Genomic DNA, 16,906 nt, shown 5'->3' on the forward strand with positions numbered 1-16,906 from the left:
CTATTGCACCAATAGCTTTTTACCGTTTACAATGTAAATGCCTCGAGGCAGATCTGAGAGTTTTTCTGCAAATACACGCTGTCCTGACAGCGTGTAGATTTTATTCTCGCTTGTACGTTTCGCTGTGGTTTCTATCTGCTGTATACCTGTTGTTTTTGTTACTGATTCAATAAGAATTACAGATGAGAGTTCCTCGGCATAGTAAGGATCACCGGCCCCATCAAAGGTATTGTTCTTTGTATTCAACAACCAATAGCCCAGTACCTCAGCATAAGAGTTGGCATGTGTTCCTCTTTTGGATTTTATAAAGAATTTACCAAAAAGATTAAGTACATTTGTGGTTTGGGCTTTTGCACCAGTGCGTGCCTTTTGCAACTCAAGTCTGTTGACATACTCATCCAATTCGTCCGTCACACCGTTCACGGAGAAGTTGGTAAGCCAAGTGGGAGCGGGTGTCATGACAGGGTAACTTAACCACTTGTTATCGATAGTCTTGAAAGCAACTTTTCCATTCTTCAAGACATGAGCCGTGAAACAGGCCGACTCATCAGGCAACTGCCTTGCTGTTACCTCATGGGTAACCAACTTACCATTCAAATAGTCAAGCAAAAAAGTCTTTTGGGGGTTATGGTCAAAAAACTTAATGGTGTAGCGTTTGCCATGCTCTGGCTTTTCTACATCATCATCGTCAAGATATGCCTGTCTGGCTGTTTCCAATTCTTCCTTGGTATAGTTTTTCGGTGCATCACAAATTTTTCTAAGGGCGATACGACTTTGAGCATTTGCCTTTGGGTATCCTACACCCTTAAAAGTCAGCAACAACTTTGGCAATATCAAATCGTTTGGTTGTATCACGTTACCACTTTCTGTCGAACGGGTAGTCACTGCATCGTAAACGATATTTAGATCAGACTTTATCTCTTTGGTTGTTGCTTCTTGTATGCCGATGTCATGACCTGCTGCAAATACAGCATTCCATTTGATTGCAAAATATAGAAGGATAGCGCAAAATAATTGTAATTTTGTGTTCATAAATAAAAAAAAGTTGTTGTTAATTGATATAATTATTCAAATCGTCTGCAAAAGTAGCTATTTTTTCCAAAATATCATGCAAATAAAAATAAAATTTTAAACTGAATATTGCAAAATATTCAGCAAAATAAATATTTCCTAACTACAACACAAGTATCAAGAATTAACCAATTCCTATTTGACACAAAAAGTGGAGCCTTGATATGATATCAGCTCCACTCCACCGACCCTCCGTTAAACCCTATTGAAGAATAAGGTCAGTTTGTATCTCGCTTGACATTTTAGAATACTCTTCGTAACTGGTAAAGAGTATTAAAAAATAAATTTCCTAAAAACCACTATTCACAATTTGTCATAACGAGATGATATGTTATTAATAGGATTACACGAATCTTTCAAAATTGCTTTTTATGCGTTTTGCAAAGTAGTTTATTCGTAACTATCGGCTAACAGGAAAACAACTTGCATGAGTATCTAACTCACTTTGCAAATATATAGAATATTATCTTACACGTCAATAGCTTTAAGATTTATTAAGATATCCCAAAGAACCACGTCCATGTATGATGTCGTTCAAAGAACCAACAATTCACTTGGAATGCCTACAACACCCCAAGGGTGAACGCTATATAGACCAGCACAGCTAATAAAATCAAGAATAAGATAGTTTTGAATAGGCAACTGGTCACTTTTTTAATAAAAAAGATGGCCATAGCTATGATGACTATGCAAAAGATATACAAAGAAAAGTTAGAACTCATTGAATTAATTTCTCTAAAAACATGTTCCTACTTGTGTTTGCTACAAGATTTTCAAACATCAAATACTCATTCGATTATTTAAATAACTTCCTGAAAGCTGGAGGAATCTGCGTTTCAAACTCCATGGGTCGACGAGTTACTGGATGGATAAAACAGAGCATATAGGCATGCAGACATAACCGACCAAGGGGATTGTCGCCATTGCCATACTTGAGATCTCCACACACAGGATGCCCTATATCGGCAGAATGGACGCGTATCTGATTCTTTCGTCCCGTTTCCAAGCGATATTCTACCAGCGAGTGTTCGGTGGTACGGTCTAAGGTATGAAAATGGGTAATGGCAAACTTTCCGCCATTATCTACCGGACTGGAATAAGTGACATACGCCTTGTTATCTTTCAACCAACTCGTAATAACCCCTTCGTCGTCTTCCATTTCACCGGATACCACCGCCACATAACGACGATCGTACACAATGTCGTGCCAGTTGTGTTCCAACTCTTGTTCTGTCGCCATATCCTTAGCGTAAATCATCAGGCCACTTGTTTCACGATCCAATCGATGCACAACATGTGCCGTGCATTTCTGTTTGCTGTTTCTAAAATAATCATCGAGAACGCTTTTCACGTTTAATGAAGAATGACCCGCAGCCATGGACAGGATTCCAACGTGCTTTTCAATCACAACCAAATAACGATCTTCGTAGACAATCTTCAAATAGCGGTTTTTGAAGTTGATGTTTTTTTTAGACTTACTCACCGCAATTTTCATTCCCGCCTCAAGCGGAAAATCAAACTGCGTGATGCATTTGCCATTTACGATGATGCCTTTTCCAGCCAACGTCGCTTTGATTTTACTCTTGCTTAGGTTGGTGACATGATTCAGCAACCAGTTTAACAGCGTGTCGGCTTGCGCCACCTCATAGCGGTCATAATCGCCTTTCATCTTATTGATATCCATCCACTCTACTCTTCACTCGCACGTGCGAAAGTCTTGTCATTTATCTTGAATGCTTTCAGTCAGGGACGTTTCCTCCTCCATACCCATCAATTGGCATTCAAATCATTCATCCAACAATCCAGCTATACCTTAAATTCTTATCTCTTTTAGGATGTCAGCCATCTTTTCTTTGGTTTTAATCGTTGTAGGTACCAATGGCAAACGCAACACATTCTCAATGTACCCCATGTCGTTGAGCAAAGCCTTGACACCGGCAGGGTTACCATCAACGAACAAAAGACTGTATAACTCAGTAAACATGTGGTGTATCTTCCGCGCGGGTTCGTATTCTCCCTGGAACTCAAGCCTTATCATCCTGGAAAATTCTCTTGGTAAAGCATTGCCAATAACTGATATCACACCGGCCGCACCACTGGCTATCATGGAGAACGTCAGCGCGTCGTCCCCACTGATAATGTCAAACCTATCGGGTTTACCCTTGATGATTTCGTCCACCTGTTCGAGGCTTCCAGCTGCCTCTTTAATACCTACGATGTTTTCACAGTCGTGGGCCAACCGAACCGTTGTTTCGGCTTTCATGTTGACACCCGTGCGCCCCGGCACATTGTACATCACGACAGGAAGCGGACTGGCTGAAGCTATGGCCTTGAAATGTTGATACAATCCTTCTTGAGAGGGTTTGTTATAATAGGGACAGATACTCAAGATACCGTCGATTCCAGCCCAGTCTGTGGCTTTCATCTCTTCAATCACTGCTGCCGTATTGTTACCTCCACAATACTTTAAGATTGGAACTTGCCCCTTGTTCTCCTCTTTAACCAACCTTGTGATCTTGTTTTTCTCATCCAACGTCAGACACGGTGTCTCACCAGTCGTCGCCAAGATGCATAGGAAATCAACACCACTATTCAATTGATAACGAATGAGTCGCTTTAACGCTGCATAATCTACTGCGCCATCCAACGTAAAAGGGGTCACTACAGCCACACCAAGTCCTCGAAAAATGTGATATCTCATAAATGCCTTTAATCTTACGATTTAATTGCAAATATAGTACTTTTAGCCGATAAAGCTCATCATAAGATGGAAAAAATACATTTTATTTACGACTTACTACCTAGGAACAAGAACACCATGCTCAACAACACCAAGGCCAAGTCGACCGCTTTTCCCTTGAGATTCTTCTCATGAAATACAAAAGCCCCGAACAAGAAGCTCACCAAAACACTGCCTCTTCGCACCATGGAAACGATGGAAATCATGGCTTCTGGCTTACTCAAGGCATAGAAATAGACAAAGTCTGCCATACAAAGAAAAACACTGATGCCCACTATCGACCACGACCAATGAAAATATGTGGTATGAAAACGGGCAGGATACCATGTCAACAACAAGACCACTCCCATCATGAAACACTGGTAAACATTATACCAACCCTGTACCATCATCTTGTCCAACCCTACTCCACCATCCGTTACCGGCGCCATGAGGTACTTGTCGTACAAGCCACTCACCGCTCCCAACAACGCGGCAAGCACCAAAAGGAACAACCAGCGATTGTGCTTGAAGTCTATTCCTTCTTTCTTGCCCGATCTACTCAGCAGGTAGAACGACGTAATGGCCAGCAAAACGCCAACCCACTGATACAGGTTCAACTCTTCACCAAACACCAACATGGCACCTACAAGTACCATCACGGGGCGTGTGGCATTGATGGGACCAACAATGGTAAGCGGAAGATGCTTCATGGCAAAATAGCCACATATCCAAGAAGACAGTACGATACAACTCTTCAGTAGGATGTATCGGTGGACTTCCCACCCTCCGGAGGAAACATGGAAGATAGTGTTGTCAAGCACATTCGTCGTTGCTGACAGGATGATGAATGGCAAAAAAATGCACGAACAGAATAGTGTGTTCAGAAATAATACAGGGATGACGGAATTACCTGACAGGGCATTTTTCTTGAAAACATCATAAAAGCCCAGCAATAACGCCGACAAGAAGGCAAGCAACAACCACTCCATCAGTACTCAACGTCTTCTAAAAACAACGCATTGGCAGGCATGCTCTCGCCTGCTTTGGTACGGTTTCCACTCCGTACGACGGCATCAAACTCATCAAGGGTCATGCGATGACGGCCCACTTCTATCAAGGTGCCAACCACGGCGCGTACCATGTTGCGCAAAAAGCGATTGGCTTTGATGACAAAGTACCAAGCATCTTCGCCAACTTCCACCCAGTCAGCCTGCACCACATGACACAACGTTGTCTTCACATTCGTGTTGCTTTTGCAGAAAGCGCCGAAATCTTCCACCTCCAAAAGATGCGAAGCTGCTTCGTTCATCAATGAAAAGTCGAGCTGATAAGGCAACTGACACGAATAATGGCGCAGAAATGGATTTTTCGACAGGTGTATATAATAATGGTAGGTGCGCCACTTGGCACTGAAGCGCGCATGCATGTCCTGGTCGACGGGAATAACGTTCAACACCGAAATGTCCCGCGGCAGCAGGCGATTGAGCTTATAGGTGAATTGTTTGGTGTCTATCTCGGCATGGAAATCAAAATGTGCAAACATCTTTCGAGCATGCACACCGGCATCTGTCCGGCCGGCCCCTACAGTCACGATGGGTTCTCTGAGAATGACAGACATGGCCTGTTGCAACTCAGCTTGCACCGAATGCCCGTTGGGTTGCACCTGCCATCCATGATAAGCTGTTCCGTCATAGCGGAAACATATGAAATACCGATGCATGAAAAGCTTACTTTTTATTTTTTTGATGCTGCTGTCGAAACATAGCCACCCGCCTCATCATTTGGCGATGAAACTTCTCTTCGGCACGGATAATCTTAAACACTTTGCAGGCAGGTAGAATGGTCAAGAACTGAAGATGATACTCCTGCTGTATTTCCTTGTTTTTAACTTCGTTGGCTGCATTTTTTCGAATGGCTTCTTCACAGGCCTTTTCATCCGTGATATTCAGATGCCTAAAGCGACGGCCTTCTGCAAAATAGGTCATCTGTTTTTTCCTCATGTCCCGATACACGGGGAAAAACGCAGCCGATTCTTGTGGGGTCAGCCCGGCTTCCGTGGTGATGAACTGTTCCAGCTCGGCTTGAAATTTCTGAGGATTAAACCTCCCTTGCTCACGTTGTGGTTGAGCTGTCGCGGAAGATACCAACAAACAGAAGGTGAAAAAAATAACGGATAAAACGTGTTTCATGTTCAGCTCCTTTCTTATTCATCAGCTAATATTGCGTAGATATCGCCATTGTCAATCATCGAGTAAAAAGCTGTTTCTTCAACAGAGCCATCACTCATGCTGCTTTCTGTTTGCTGATCTGTGGTGAACACTTGTTCCTGTTGGCCCGCAGAAGGCTTTGCAAAATAAATAGTAGCCGTCAATGCAACAGCCAAAACGCTGGCTGCAGCAATCATTGCCGGACGCATTCTGAACCAAACGGCGTGGTGTGTCTTCACGGTTTTGGCTGCTTGATCAGGCAACTGAGCCATGAATTGATCGGCAAAGTTATCCAAATAACCCTGTGGAGCCTTGAAAGGTTGTACCTTTCCAAATCGGTTCTCTATGTATTTGTCTTCTTTTACCATAATTATTATCTTTACTAATATGACGCAAAATTCACTAAAAGGTTTAATCCAGATCCTGGAAATAGGCTGTTATTTTCTTGACTGCCAAATGATAACTGGCTTTTAGCGCACCTTCGCTCGTGTTGAGAAGTTCACTCATCTCGGCATATTTCATTTCCTCATAGTAGCGCAGGTTGAACACCACACGCTGCACTTCCGGCAGCTGGGCTATTGCTTCTTGCAACTGCGCTTGTGTCTCATCTCCATCAAAGTAGTCATCGGCCATCAGCATGTTGGCCACCGAAGGGTTGTTATCCGTGCTGACCGCCCTGTTGTTGCTTTTCTTTCTCAAGAAGTCCAACGCCTCATTGATGGCAATGCGGTAGATCCAAGTTGATATCTTTGATTTGCTTCGAAAATCATTCAAATTGTTCCAAGCCTTGAGAAAGGCATTCTGCAACACGTCATTGGCATCTTCATGGGTCAGAACGATACGACGAATCTTCCAATACAGCGGTTTACTATATTGGTAAACAACCTGTGAGAAGGCCTGACGTTGTGTTCCCTTTTTGGCCAAGCGATCGGCTATGTTCTGTTCATTGTATGGTCTATCCATTCACACTTATGGCAAGTAATTGAGGAGTTGATGGTATATCACCGAATCAAATCCATAGACATCGGGATATTCTGTCATCACATTGTTCTCGTTAGGGTACAAAGTATAATAGGTGATGAACAGCGGAACCGTCGGTTTTACTTGAACTGACTTAATCAACTTGGCCCTGTTTAGTCTGTCGGCCTCCACCGCTTGTTTCTTGTCAGATGATGGATTGTCGTCCATATAGGTGGGATGAATGTCTGCATCCATCGAATACCTGATTCTTTCTATCGTCTCTTCGTCCTTGTCACCTAGTAGGAACACGGCGAAATCGAATGGCTTTTCGAGTCGAATACAGCCATGCGAAACCCCTCGGTTTTCTTTTTCAAAAACATCTTTCGATGACGTATCATGCAGATAGATAGCGAATTTGTTCTTAAAGCGGAACACGATGCGCCCCATGGCATTGCCCTTTCCACCTTCTTGTATGACAAAATAATTGCCACTTTTCAGCATGTCAGCAGACACCTGCGTGACATCCATTCGTTTTCCGGTCTTTCGTTCGCGAATGAAATATCGCCGAGCATCAAAATAATCTTTGTTCCCCGCCTGTGGAACAACGCTTTTTTCGATGATGCTTCTGGGCATGACCCACTGTGGATTGATGTCCATACGTATGATTCTACTGGTGATGAGTGGTGTCTTCGTACTCATAGCACCTATGCCTATACGCATGCTTAGCGTCTTATCGTGATCTCTTGCCATGAGATGCATGGAAGGCAAATTGATGACAACGTACTTGTCATGCTTGTCAGGCTCGTCATCCAGTCGCCACCTGGCACGCTCCAAATTGCAAATCACCTTGCGCCTGGCCGCTGTACCTACAGCTTTGGGCAACCGTTGTTTCAAGTCATCGTACAACTTTCCATGCGGTTGAATGGCTTGTAGGTAGATGCCCACGCTGTCGTGCCGTATCTTCTGCAAGGCCTCGGTCCAAAAGTTTTTGGTGGGTCGCTGCATGGGAAGATCAAAAAGTTCACGATAACCCACATTGATGGAATCGCGCTTTCTGACATCCAGCTTGTTAAACAGTGCGAATGGGTTGGTATAACCAAACTGTTGCCCATTGACGTATCGTAGATAAGCTTTGGTGAGATGATATTCCAATCGAGCCATCACTTGGCTGATGGTGTTGTTGGCTGTATCAAAGTCGAGTGTGCGCAACCGTTTCAAATCATTCTCAATATCCTTGACATAGAACTTTTTAGGTGAAAACCCATCCTGATCAACGGTACGCAGATACGCCAACAACGTGTCTGCACGCGCATCAACGCCCAGCCTGTCTATCCACAAGAAGCTGCCATGCTGACCATAATAACTTCGGGTTCGATAATCGGGCTGCATGGAGTCGACATCGTCCTTCATCAACCGATCAAGATGCTGTCGTATTTTACCAGGATGAATGGTATAAGATGACGTTCTCAAATTGGAAAACGCCTCTAATTGAAGTGCTTGGTTTGGATTCAACTCCTTCTTCTTGCATGAACACAACTGGAAGATAAGAAGAAGGAGAAGTGAAAATTTGAAGAAGACTTTCAAAGTCTAACTATCTGATAGAAATCTTTCTAACCGTTTTACCTACCTTGACAATGTAACAACCCTTGGGTACATTGAGCTCGTATCGCTTATCCTGACTATCAACCTTGACACTCATTAAGCAAACTCCTGTTACATTATATACCTGCAATACTTGTCCATTAGCACCACTGACATGCAAAACAGATCCAGAGACAGAAATGGAAACATTCTGAATATCATTCTCGATGATTTCCATTGACTGACCAGCTTGCACCGACAATGGATACGCCATGAACAATGCTGCAGCGAATGCTATAGAAAGTATCTTTTTAACCATATTATGTCTACCATTTGTGTTCACTTCAAGGCAAAGATAGTTATTTATAGGTAATATTCAAGGATGACGATAAAATATTATTGTGCATTTAACTCTATTTAACATCAAAAATCATTTCTTCGGCTGTCAAAAAGCTGTTTGGAAATATTCTCTGTGCTTCTCGTAGAATCACGCTCTCATCATCATACCGCGCGCTATAATGCCCCAACAGTAATTTTCCCACTCCCGCATCAAGAGCCACCTGGGCAGCCTGTGCCGCCGTGCTGTGATAATATAGCTTGGCGCGGGCTTCATGTTCCGAATCGTATGTCGACTCATGGTACAACACATCCACGCCCTTTACCAGCTGGTGGAGCGTGGGGATGTACCGCGTGTCACTGCAATAAGCATAGCTACGCGGTGCCTCAGCCGGATAGGTCAGTCGGCTATTTTCCACCAATTCGCCCTCCTCAGTGGTCCAATCGGCACCATTCTTGATGTTGTTGATTTGCGAAATGGGGATTTGGTAGCAATCAATCATATCCCGACGGATGTGCGGCAAGAGTGGTTTTTCCCTAAACAGGAACCCACAACAGGGCACTCGATGCTCCAAAGGAATGGATGCTACCGTCAAACTTTTATCCTCATAAATCACCTGATGCTTGGTTGTGTCAACAGCATGGAAGACCACTTCAAACTCAAGACCCTTGCAAAACATGTCTATTTGCATCTGAAGCATCGGCTCAAACTCGCCTGGCGCATAGACATGCAGCGTAGCCGTACGCCCCAACATGCCGAAAGTGGAAATCATACCGATGAGTCCCAGACAATGATCGCCGTGCAGGTGACTGATAAAAACCGCTTGAATACGGGTGAAGCTCACTCTGGAACGGCGCAACTGCACTTGCGTACCTTCGCCACAGTCGACCATGAAAAGCTTTCCGCGTATGTCGACCACTTGCGAAGAAGCGTTGTGTTTGAGCGTGGGCAAGGCACTGCCACAACCTAAAATATGTATTCTGAAGGGTTCCAATGTCTTTGATTATTGCTGTCTTCTGAAGGCAAAGATGCCCTCATTGTTCTCCAGATAAAGGCTGTCGGCTCCCAAGGTGTTCACGCTGAAGGTGTCTTTATTCAGCAACAACTTACCGTTGAGAATCTTCCAAGTTGTCCATGGATTGCTCTCGGCCTTGACGAACGACTGCACGCCTCCACCCTCTTGTATCTCAAAGTTCTTGTCCAAGCTCGACCACTTGCCCAAGAGCGTGGTGAGATTGATGACTTTCTGCGCCACTCTTTCACCGTTGGACTGAACACCTACGATGGCCAGTCGGTCGCCAACCATCAAACCTCCCTGAACATCAGAGATAACGTCGCCATCTGAGTTCAACATATACATCAGCGTATCACCAGCATCTGATATGATTTGCAGCGTGTGCATGGCCGTACCGTCTCCGCATACGCCATAAACAGTAGAATCGTTATTGGTTTCTTCCACAGTGGCATCGTTATTATCTGCAACTTGCTTGGGCTTGCGGTCTACACATCCCATCACTAAAAATGTGGTCAAAACCACAACCACTAAGCCTTTCATACTCTTTTTCATGATAATCTGTTTTAATATTTTCTATTTCTTTGATTTCCAACCTGTTGTACGAATTAACAAAGAAGTGATTTCTTCGACATTGCAATTCCTATGCTATTGGCCACCAAACTCAATGACTTTGAAGGCCAAACTCAATGACTTTGGAGTGCAAAGTCAATGACTTTCATTTGAAGCCGCATCGCATGCATTATTTTTGGTCGCGTAAGTTGCTTTCCTTTCCATCATCTTTGCTTCCACCCATAGTTTATCCATTTCCTTCAACGTCATATCAGTCAGTTGCTTGCCTTTCTTCAACGTTTGCTGTTCTACATAGTTGAAACGACGGATAAACTTTTGGTTAGTCATCTCCAAAGCATTCTCTGGATTCAGATGATACAAGCGTGCGGCGTTAATGACGGAGAAGAGAAAATCACCGAGTTCACTCGTTGCTTTCTCTTGACTATGCTGATTCAATTCCACCTCCAACTCGTTTAACTCCTCACGAACCTTATCCCATACGTCTTCACGCTGTTTCCAGTCGAACCCTACGTTGCGGGCTTTGTCCTGAATGCGGTAAGCCTTGATAAGGGATGGTAGTGAATCAGGCACACCCGAGAGCACTGTTTTGTTTCCATCTTTCTCCTTTTGTTTAATCTGCTCCCAGGTTTGTTCCACCTGTTGCTCCGTTTTAGGGTTGTCGGTCGGTGCGTTAACTTCGACCGTTCTTCCTTGTTTGGGATCACCCTCCCATCCTGTCCAGTCGATGAACGGATGGCGAAACATCAGCTTGTCGGCCTGCTTGTTGCATACATCTGCCAAATCGAAGTCGCGTGTTTCCTCTCCTAAGATGGAATAGAACAGCACATGCTCCATGACATCGCCCAACTCCTTGCAAATGTTTTTCTTATCATCGTTCAAAAGCGCGTCGCAAAGTTCGTAAACCTCTTCTATCGTATTGGGTCTGAGGCTCTCATTGGTCTGCTTTCTGTCCCAAGGACACTCTTTTCGCAATCGCTCTTGGACATCGAGCAAACGACTAAAAGCCGCCAGCTTTTCTTCTTTCGTGTGCATATAGGTGTTTTTTATTACGGCAAAAGTAATCATTTTCAATTGAATTTTCGTAATTTTGCAACGATTTATACGAATTTATTATTTAAGCAGAAATACATCAAATGGAATTAGCAAGTAAGTATGATCCCAAAGAAGTGGAATCAAAATGGTATGAGTATTGGCTGAACCACAAACTTTTCAGTTCAAAACCTGACGGACGCGAACCTTATACGGTTGTCATACCTCCACCCAACGTCACTGGCGTTTTGCACATGGGACACATGCTCAACAATACCATTCAAGATATATTGGTGCGCCGCGCCCGTATGGAAGGCAAGAATGCCTGCTGGGTACCGGGCACAGACCATGCATCGATTGCCACGGAAGCCAAAGTGGTGGCACGACTGAAAGAACAGGGCATCAACAAGACTGACTTGTCAAGAGAGGAGTTTTTGAAGCATGCCTGGGACTGGACGCACGAACACGGCGGCATCATCCTGAAGCAACTGCGTCGCCTCGGTGCTTCTTGCGACTGGGATCGCACGGCGTTCACCATGGACGAGAAGCGTTCGGAGAGCGTCATCAAGGTGTTCTGTGACCTCTACAACAAGGGACTCATATACCGCGGCGTGCGCATGGTGAATTGGGATCCACAGGCTCAGACGGCCCTCAGTGACGAGGAGGTGATTTATAAGGACGAACATTCCAAACTGTATTACCTGCGCTACAACGTTGTGGAAGAACCCGGCAAGTATGCCGTTGTGGCGACCACGCGTCCGGAAACCATCATGGGAGACACGGCCATGTGCATCAACCCCAACGATCCCAAAAATCAATGGCTGAGGGGTAAGCACGTCATCGTGCCACTCGTAGGCAGGGAGATTCCAGTTATAGAAGACGACTACGTGGATATCGAGTTCGGAACGGGCTGTCTCAAAGTGACACCGGCGCACGACATCAACGACCATGCCTTGGGTTTGAAACACGGACTGCAAACCATTGACATCTTCAACGACAACGGTACCCTCTCCGAAGCGGCTGGGCTGTATGTGGGCATGGACCGCATGGAAGTGCGCAAGCAAATTGCCAAAGACCTGGAGAAAGCGGGATTGATGGAAAAGGTGGAAGACTATGACAACAAGGTGGGCTATTCCGAGCGCACCCATGTGCCCATTGAGCCGAAGCTATCCACACAGTGGTTCCTCAAAATGCAACACTTTGCCGACCTGGCCTTGCAGCCAGTGATGGACGATGACATACAATTTTACCCATCAAAGTATAAGAACACCTACCGCCACTGGCTGGAGAACATCAAGGATTGGTGCATCAGTAGGCAACTGTGGTGGGGACACCGCATACCAGCCTACTACTTCACGGTAGACGGCAAGCAAGAGGTTGTGGTGGCCAAGAGTGCGGAGGAAGCACTGGAGCTGGCCCGAAAGAAGGACAATGCGCTGACCATGGAGCAGCTGGAGCAAGACAGTGACTGTCTGGACACTTGGTTCTCTTCATGGCTGTGGCCAATCTCACTCTTTGATGGCATCAACCATCCCGACAACGAGGAAATCAACTACTACTACCCCACGGCTGACCTGATTACCGGTCCCGACATCATCTTCTTCTGGGTGGCACGCATGATCATGGCCGGATACGAGTATAAAGGGCAGATGCCTTTCAAGCATGTGTACTTCACGGGCATTGTTCGTGACAAATTGGGGCGTAAGATGAGCAAGAGCCTCGGCAACTCTCCCGACCCCATCTCGCTGATAGACCAATACGGTGCCGACGGTGTGCGCATGGGTATGATGCTCAGTGCGCCGGCGGGCAACGACATCCTCTTTGATGAAAGCCTGTGCGAGCAAGGTCGCAACTTCAACAACAAGATTTGGAATGCCTTCCGATTGGTAAAAGGATGGGAAGTGGTTGACGGCGAACAGCCCAACGCCTGCAAGCTGGCGACAGCGTGGTTCGAGGCAAAACTGCGCGTCACAAACGAAGAAGTGAACGACCTGTTTGCCAAATATCGTATCTCTGAAGCCCTCATGGTGGTGTATCGCCTGTTCTGGGACGAGTTTTCCAGTTGGTATTTGGAAATGGTCAAGCCAGCCTACGGATCCCCCATTGACCGAACAACCTACGAGGCTACCTTGAAGTACTTTAATGTATTGCTCAAGATGCTGCATCCTTTCATGCCATTCATCACCGAAGAACTGTGGCAACACCTGTACACACGCGGTGAAGGAGCATCGATTATGCGCGAGAAGTTGGACATCGCAGAGCCTACGGACGCTAATCGAACGCTGACAGAAGACATTGAAAAGGTAAAACAAATCGTGAGTGGCGTGCGCACTGTACGCAACCAAAAGAACATTTCACCAAAGGACGAACTGGAGCTTATTGCCATCTCCAACAACAACCATGCGGTTTATAACGACATCATCACCAAGATGGCCAACCTGAAAGACATTGAGGTGGCGGAAGAAAAGCCATCAGACGCAGCCTTGTTCATGGTGGGTACCGATGAATTTGCCGTGCCAGTGGGCAACTTGATTGACGTAGCAGCCGAACTCAAGAAGCAGGAAGACCAGCTCAAACATCTTGAAGGATTCTTGGCTGGCATCAAGAAAAAGCTCGCTAACGAGAAGTTCGTAGCCAATGCTCCGGAAGCTGTCGTGGCACTGGAGCGCAAGAAACAGAGCGACTCGGAGGAGAAAATTGCCTCGTTGCGGCAATCAATAACAGAGTTGAAGCATAAAACATCATGATGAACAGAAGGAAACGATTGTTTTGGTGGGTGATTCTGGCCTGCACGATAATACTCTCTTCGTGCAACGAGGATGAGCCTGTAAACGTTGAGGACTTCAACAAGCAGACCATACTGGTTTACATGCCTTGGTCAGGCGATTCGAATTTCAGCGGGCTGTATAACTTTTTCAAGGAAAACCTGGACAGCATTGAGTCGGGAATAAAAGCCCAGAAAGGGTTGAGAAGCTCACGACTGGTGGTTTTTCTCAGCAAATCGGCCACTGAATCCAAATTGTACGAGGTAAGGTATGAGAACAACGTGCTTGTGCACAAACCCATCAAAACCTATTCGGGACACCCATACACGACAGCAAGCGGCATCGCAGAAATCATCAACGACACGAAGTCGGCTGCGGAAGCCTTGAACTATGCCATGATTATTGGGTGCCACGGAACGGGTTGGACTTACAAGGCCAACTGGAAGAACTATCCATATCAGGCGAAGAGATACCACTTCATGATGCGACAACCCGCATCCAAATGGGAACGGACACGCTTTTTTGGCAGCGTGAGCGACCTGGAAAACTATGCGACAGACATCGAAGTGCTGGCTGAGGGCATTGCCCAGACGGGTACTAAAATGCAGTATGTCATGTTTGACGACTGTTACATGGCCAACATCGAAACGGCTTACATGCTGAAAGACGTATGTAACTTCTTAATTGGATCGACCTCAGAAATCATTGCAATCGGCATGCCTTACGCATCCATGTGGGCCAGTTTGGCCACGCCAACGCCCAACTATGCCACGGCAGTGAGCAAGTTTCATGAGTTTTATTCAAACTACACGGTACCCTGTGGCACCATCGCCGTGATTGATTGCCGTAAAGTAGAAGGCCTGGCCAACGTCATGCGGGACATCAATTCCGCTTTTACCTTAGACGACGCACTGCGAGACAGCATCCAAGTACTGGATGGTTTCAATCCAAACATCTTTTTTGACTTGGGTGACTATGTGGACAAACTGTGTCAAGACGAGAGAATGAAAGCAAAGTTCAATGACCAATTGGCCAAGGTAGTACGCTGCAAGAGCGCGACGGGTTCAGTCTATTCGTATCTCTATGGCTCCCCCAAGTATATCAAGGTCAAACACTTCAGCGGAATCACCATCTCCGACCCGACCCTGCATGTCGCACCTTCACGAGGATTGCGGAAAACTGGCTGGTGGAAAGCAACACATTAGGTTATCGCCTTACGTCTTGTCAAGAACAGCTTCGCTTTTGCGAAAGCACTGCAATCAGCTGAAAAGCGCTAACCCGTGCGGTTGAGAATTCTTTCGAATTAGAAAGAATAAGAAAGTCCAACAGACAGGTATTCCTTGTACATGAAATATCCATGATGATCGTCGCGCTTACGACTGTCATCAAACCGCGGATATAAGTACAGGTTGGTGGAGAGGTACTTGGTAAACTGTACAGTGAGTGTATTCTCCCACTCCATTTCGGTACGTTTGTAGGAGGTATAACCGTACAAGCGAGTCTTCCATCGAACCATATCAGAGAACTTCCATGTGAGATCAATGTTCAAACTCGAACCATAGTCGTCTACAGAATGCTTACCTTTTTCGATACCAAATCTTGTTACCAAATCTTCGCGTCCCACATAACGATAATGGTATGCAAACGGAGCTATGTTGACATTTCCCTTGAGCTTGCCCTTAAACCAGTCGACATTGAATCGCATACCCAAGGATAATTCAACGTTCAACGGAGAGAGAAAATCGGAGTACACGCGCTCGTCGTTATTACGAAAGCCACGCATGAACTGAGTGTTGGCAATAAGTTGCAAGGAATAGTACCATCTCTTGGAGGCTTGCAGACCAAAGCTGCTCGTGTATCTGATATCGTCAGTATGGGTTTTAAGCGCGTGCAGGGTATCACTCTTGGAGGTTTGGAATCCTAATTTCATCTCCAATTTATTGTCCCATTTCACTTTCTGTTTGTTGTTGTAATTGGCATTCAGCGACACAGTTCCCAGCATCGAATAGTTGCTCTCGCCGGCCTTGTACCAGTTTCCCGATACGTAGTTTTGCAGGAATTGAAGATAGCCATCACCGGAGAATTGCCAGAAATTAGGCTTTTTGATGACGATGTCTACTGGAACAGGTAAAGCTTCGGTGGGTTTAGGAGCCACTTTTTCTACGATGGCGGTCTTCGTCTTAATGGTTGCATCTTGACTTGTAGAGACCTGGCCTTGTGCATCGAGACGTGTCTGCGTGTTCCGAACGAGATCAGGACGCTTCAAATAAACGCGGAGCAAAGCTCTCTCAAGCGTTTCGTTGAACATGGAATTGGTTACAGGGTCTTCAGACAGCCTGAACTGATTGTGGCTGATGTTATGGTAAAACGTCATGGGCAAAAACAATCTCGAGTATTTGCCATTCTTGTCATTGAGCAAACTGTTCAATGACGCATTAACCTTCTGCAGCGAATCAAGCTGCATCTTATAGTTTTTCAGAGAATCTGTATACGTTTTTACGATAGGAGCAACGGTATCCACTTGATGGTGTATAACGCCACGTAAACTCTCCCCATAAGCATTCATGGCAAGAGCGGACAAGAACAATAACGCTGTGCTTTTAAATTTCATTTTATGAATTGTTTTGTATGGTTGCAAAGGTAATAATA

Annotated in this window: 16 protein-coding genes; 2 read left to right on the plus strand and 14 right to left on the minus strand. The window is 45.4% G+C overall.

What is annotated here, in order from left to right; all coding sequences use genetic code 11:
• The 13 genes from HMPREF1254_RS10925 to mazG all read right to left on the minus strand — a co-directional run bounded on the left by HMPREF1254_RS10925 (position 1) and on the right by mazG (position 11,495).
• Positions 1-1,032: a hypothetical protein gene (locus HMPREF1254_RS10925; protein WP_023058726.1), complete on the minus strand. Its 1,032-nt coding sequence runs from the start codon at positions 1,030-1,032 to the stop codon at positions 1-3.
• An 835-nt stretch (positions 1,033-1,867) separates the two neighbouring features.
• Positions 1,868-2,755 carry an RluA family pseudouridine synthase gene (locus HMPREF1254_RS10930; protein ID WP_036872582.1) on the minus strand — a complete coding sequence of 296 codons (888 nt, stop codon included), beginning with the start codon at positions 2,753-2,755 and terminating at the stop codon, positions 1,868-1,870.
• 129 nt (positions 2,756-2,884) lie between these two features.
• Complete coding sequence (dapA, locus tag HMPREF1254_RS10935; RefSeq protein ID WP_023058813.1) at positions 2,885-3,772, minus strand: 4-hydroxy-tetrahydrodipicolinate synthase; 888 nt, start codon at positions 3,770-3,772, stop codon at positions 2,885-2,887.
• Between the two features lie 86 nt (positions 3,773-3,858).
• Positions 3,859-4,782 carry a DMT family transporter gene (locus tag HMPREF1254_RS10940; RefSeq protein ID WP_023058754.1) on the minus strand — a complete coding sequence of 308 codons (924 nt, stop codon included), beginning with the start codon at positions 4,780-4,782 and terminating at the stop codon, positions 3,859-3,861.
• Positions 4,782-5,513: a tRNA pseudouridine(38-40) synthase TruA gene (truA, locus tag HMPREF1254_RS10945; RefSeq protein ID WP_023058833.1), complete on the minus strand. Its 732-nt coding sequence runs from the start codon at positions 5,511-5,513 to the stop codon at positions 4,782-4,784. The genes HMPREF1254_RS10940 and truA overlap by 1 nt, the downstream gene beginning before the upstream one ends.
• 7 nt (positions 5,514-5,520) lie before the next feature.
• The gene (locus HMPREF1254_RS10950; RefSeq protein WP_023058805.1) at positions 5,521-5,982 is read right to left on the minus strand and encodes a hypothetical protein; all 462 of its coding nucleotides are present in this window, start codon (positions 5,980-5,982) and stop codon (positions 5,521-5,523) included.
• A gap of 14 nt (positions 5,983-5,996) precedes the next feature.
• Positions 5,997-6,368, minus strand: a complete 372-nt coding sequence (locus HMPREF1254_RS11505) for a hypothetical protein (protein ID WP_023058720.1) — start codon at positions 6,366-6,368, stop codon at positions 5,997-5,999.
• Between the two features lie 43 nt (positions 6,369-6,411).
• Entirely contained in the window at positions 6,412-6,963 is a 552-nt protein-coding gene (locus tag HMPREF1254_RS10960; protein ID WP_023058755.1) for an RNA polymerase sigma factor, read from the minus strand.
• A 6-nt stretch (positions 6,964-6,969) separates the two neighbouring features.
• Entirely contained in the window at positions 6,970-8,430 is a 1,461-nt protein-coding gene (locus tag HMPREF1254_RS10965) for a L,D-transpeptidase family protein (RefSeq protein WP_309546495.1), read from the minus strand.
• Between the two features lie 121 nt (positions 8,431-8,551).
• The gene (locus tag HMPREF1254_RS10970) at positions 8,552-8,860 is read right to left on the minus strand and encodes a T9SS type A sorting domain-containing protein (protein ID WP_023058712.1); all 309 of its coding nucleotides are present in this window, start codon (positions 8,858-8,860) and stop codon (positions 8,552-8,554) included.
• Between the two features lie 94 nt (positions 8,861-8,954).
• Positions 8,955-9,872 (minus strand): ribonuclease Z, encoded by a 918-nt coding sequence (locus tag HMPREF1254_RS10975; protein ID WP_023058786.1) that lies wholly within the window; start codon positions 9,870-9,872, stop codon positions 8,955-8,957.
• Positions 9,873-9,881: 9 nt separating this feature from the next.
• Positions 9,882-10,445, minus strand: a complete 564-nt coding sequence (locus HMPREF1254_RS10980) for a hypothetical protein (RefSeq protein ID WP_023058728.1) — start codon at positions 10,443-10,445, stop codon at positions 9,882-9,884.
• 153 nt (positions 10,446-10,598) lie between these two features.
• Entirely contained in the window at positions 10,599-11,495 is an 897-nt protein-coding gene (mazG, locus tag HMPREF1254_RS10985; protein ID WP_051331322.1) for a nucleoside triphosphate pyrophosphohydrolase, read from the minus strand.
• Positions 11,496-11,596: 101 nt separating this feature from the next.
• Here mazG and HMPREF1254_RS10990 point away from each other — a divergent pair, with 101 nt between their 5' ends.
• On the plus strand, positions 11,597-14,239 hold the full coding sequence (locus HMPREF1254_RS10990; RefSeq protein ID WP_023058797.1) for a valine--tRNA ligase: 2,643 nt from the start codon (positions 11,597-11,599) through the stop codon (positions 14,237-14,239).
• Positions 14,236-15,462 (plus strand): clostripain-related cysteine peptidase, encoded by a 1,227-nt coding sequence (locus HMPREF1254_RS10995; RefSeq protein WP_051331323.1) that lies wholly within the window; start codon positions 14,236-14,238, stop codon positions 15,460-15,462. Before HMPREF1254_RS10990 ends, HMPREF1254_RS10995 begins: the two co-directional genes overlap by 4 nt.
• Before the next feature lie 98 nt (positions 15,463-15,560).
• Here HMPREF1254_RS10995 and HMPREF1254_RS11000 read toward each other — a convergent pair whose 3' ends face one another.
• Positions 15,561-16,868 carry a DUF3078 domain-containing protein gene (locus HMPREF1254_RS11000; protein ID WP_023058735.1) on the minus strand — a complete coding sequence of 436 codons (1,308 nt, stop codon included), beginning with the start codon at positions 16,866-16,868 and terminating at the stop codon, positions 15,561-15,563.
• Positions 16,869-16,906 lie beyond the last annotated feature (38 nt).

Source organism: Prevotella sp. BV3P1, assembly GCF_000479005.1.
Taxonomy (GTDB): domain Bacteria; phylum Bacteroidota; class Bacteroidia; order Bacteroidales; family Bacteroidaceae; genus Prevotella.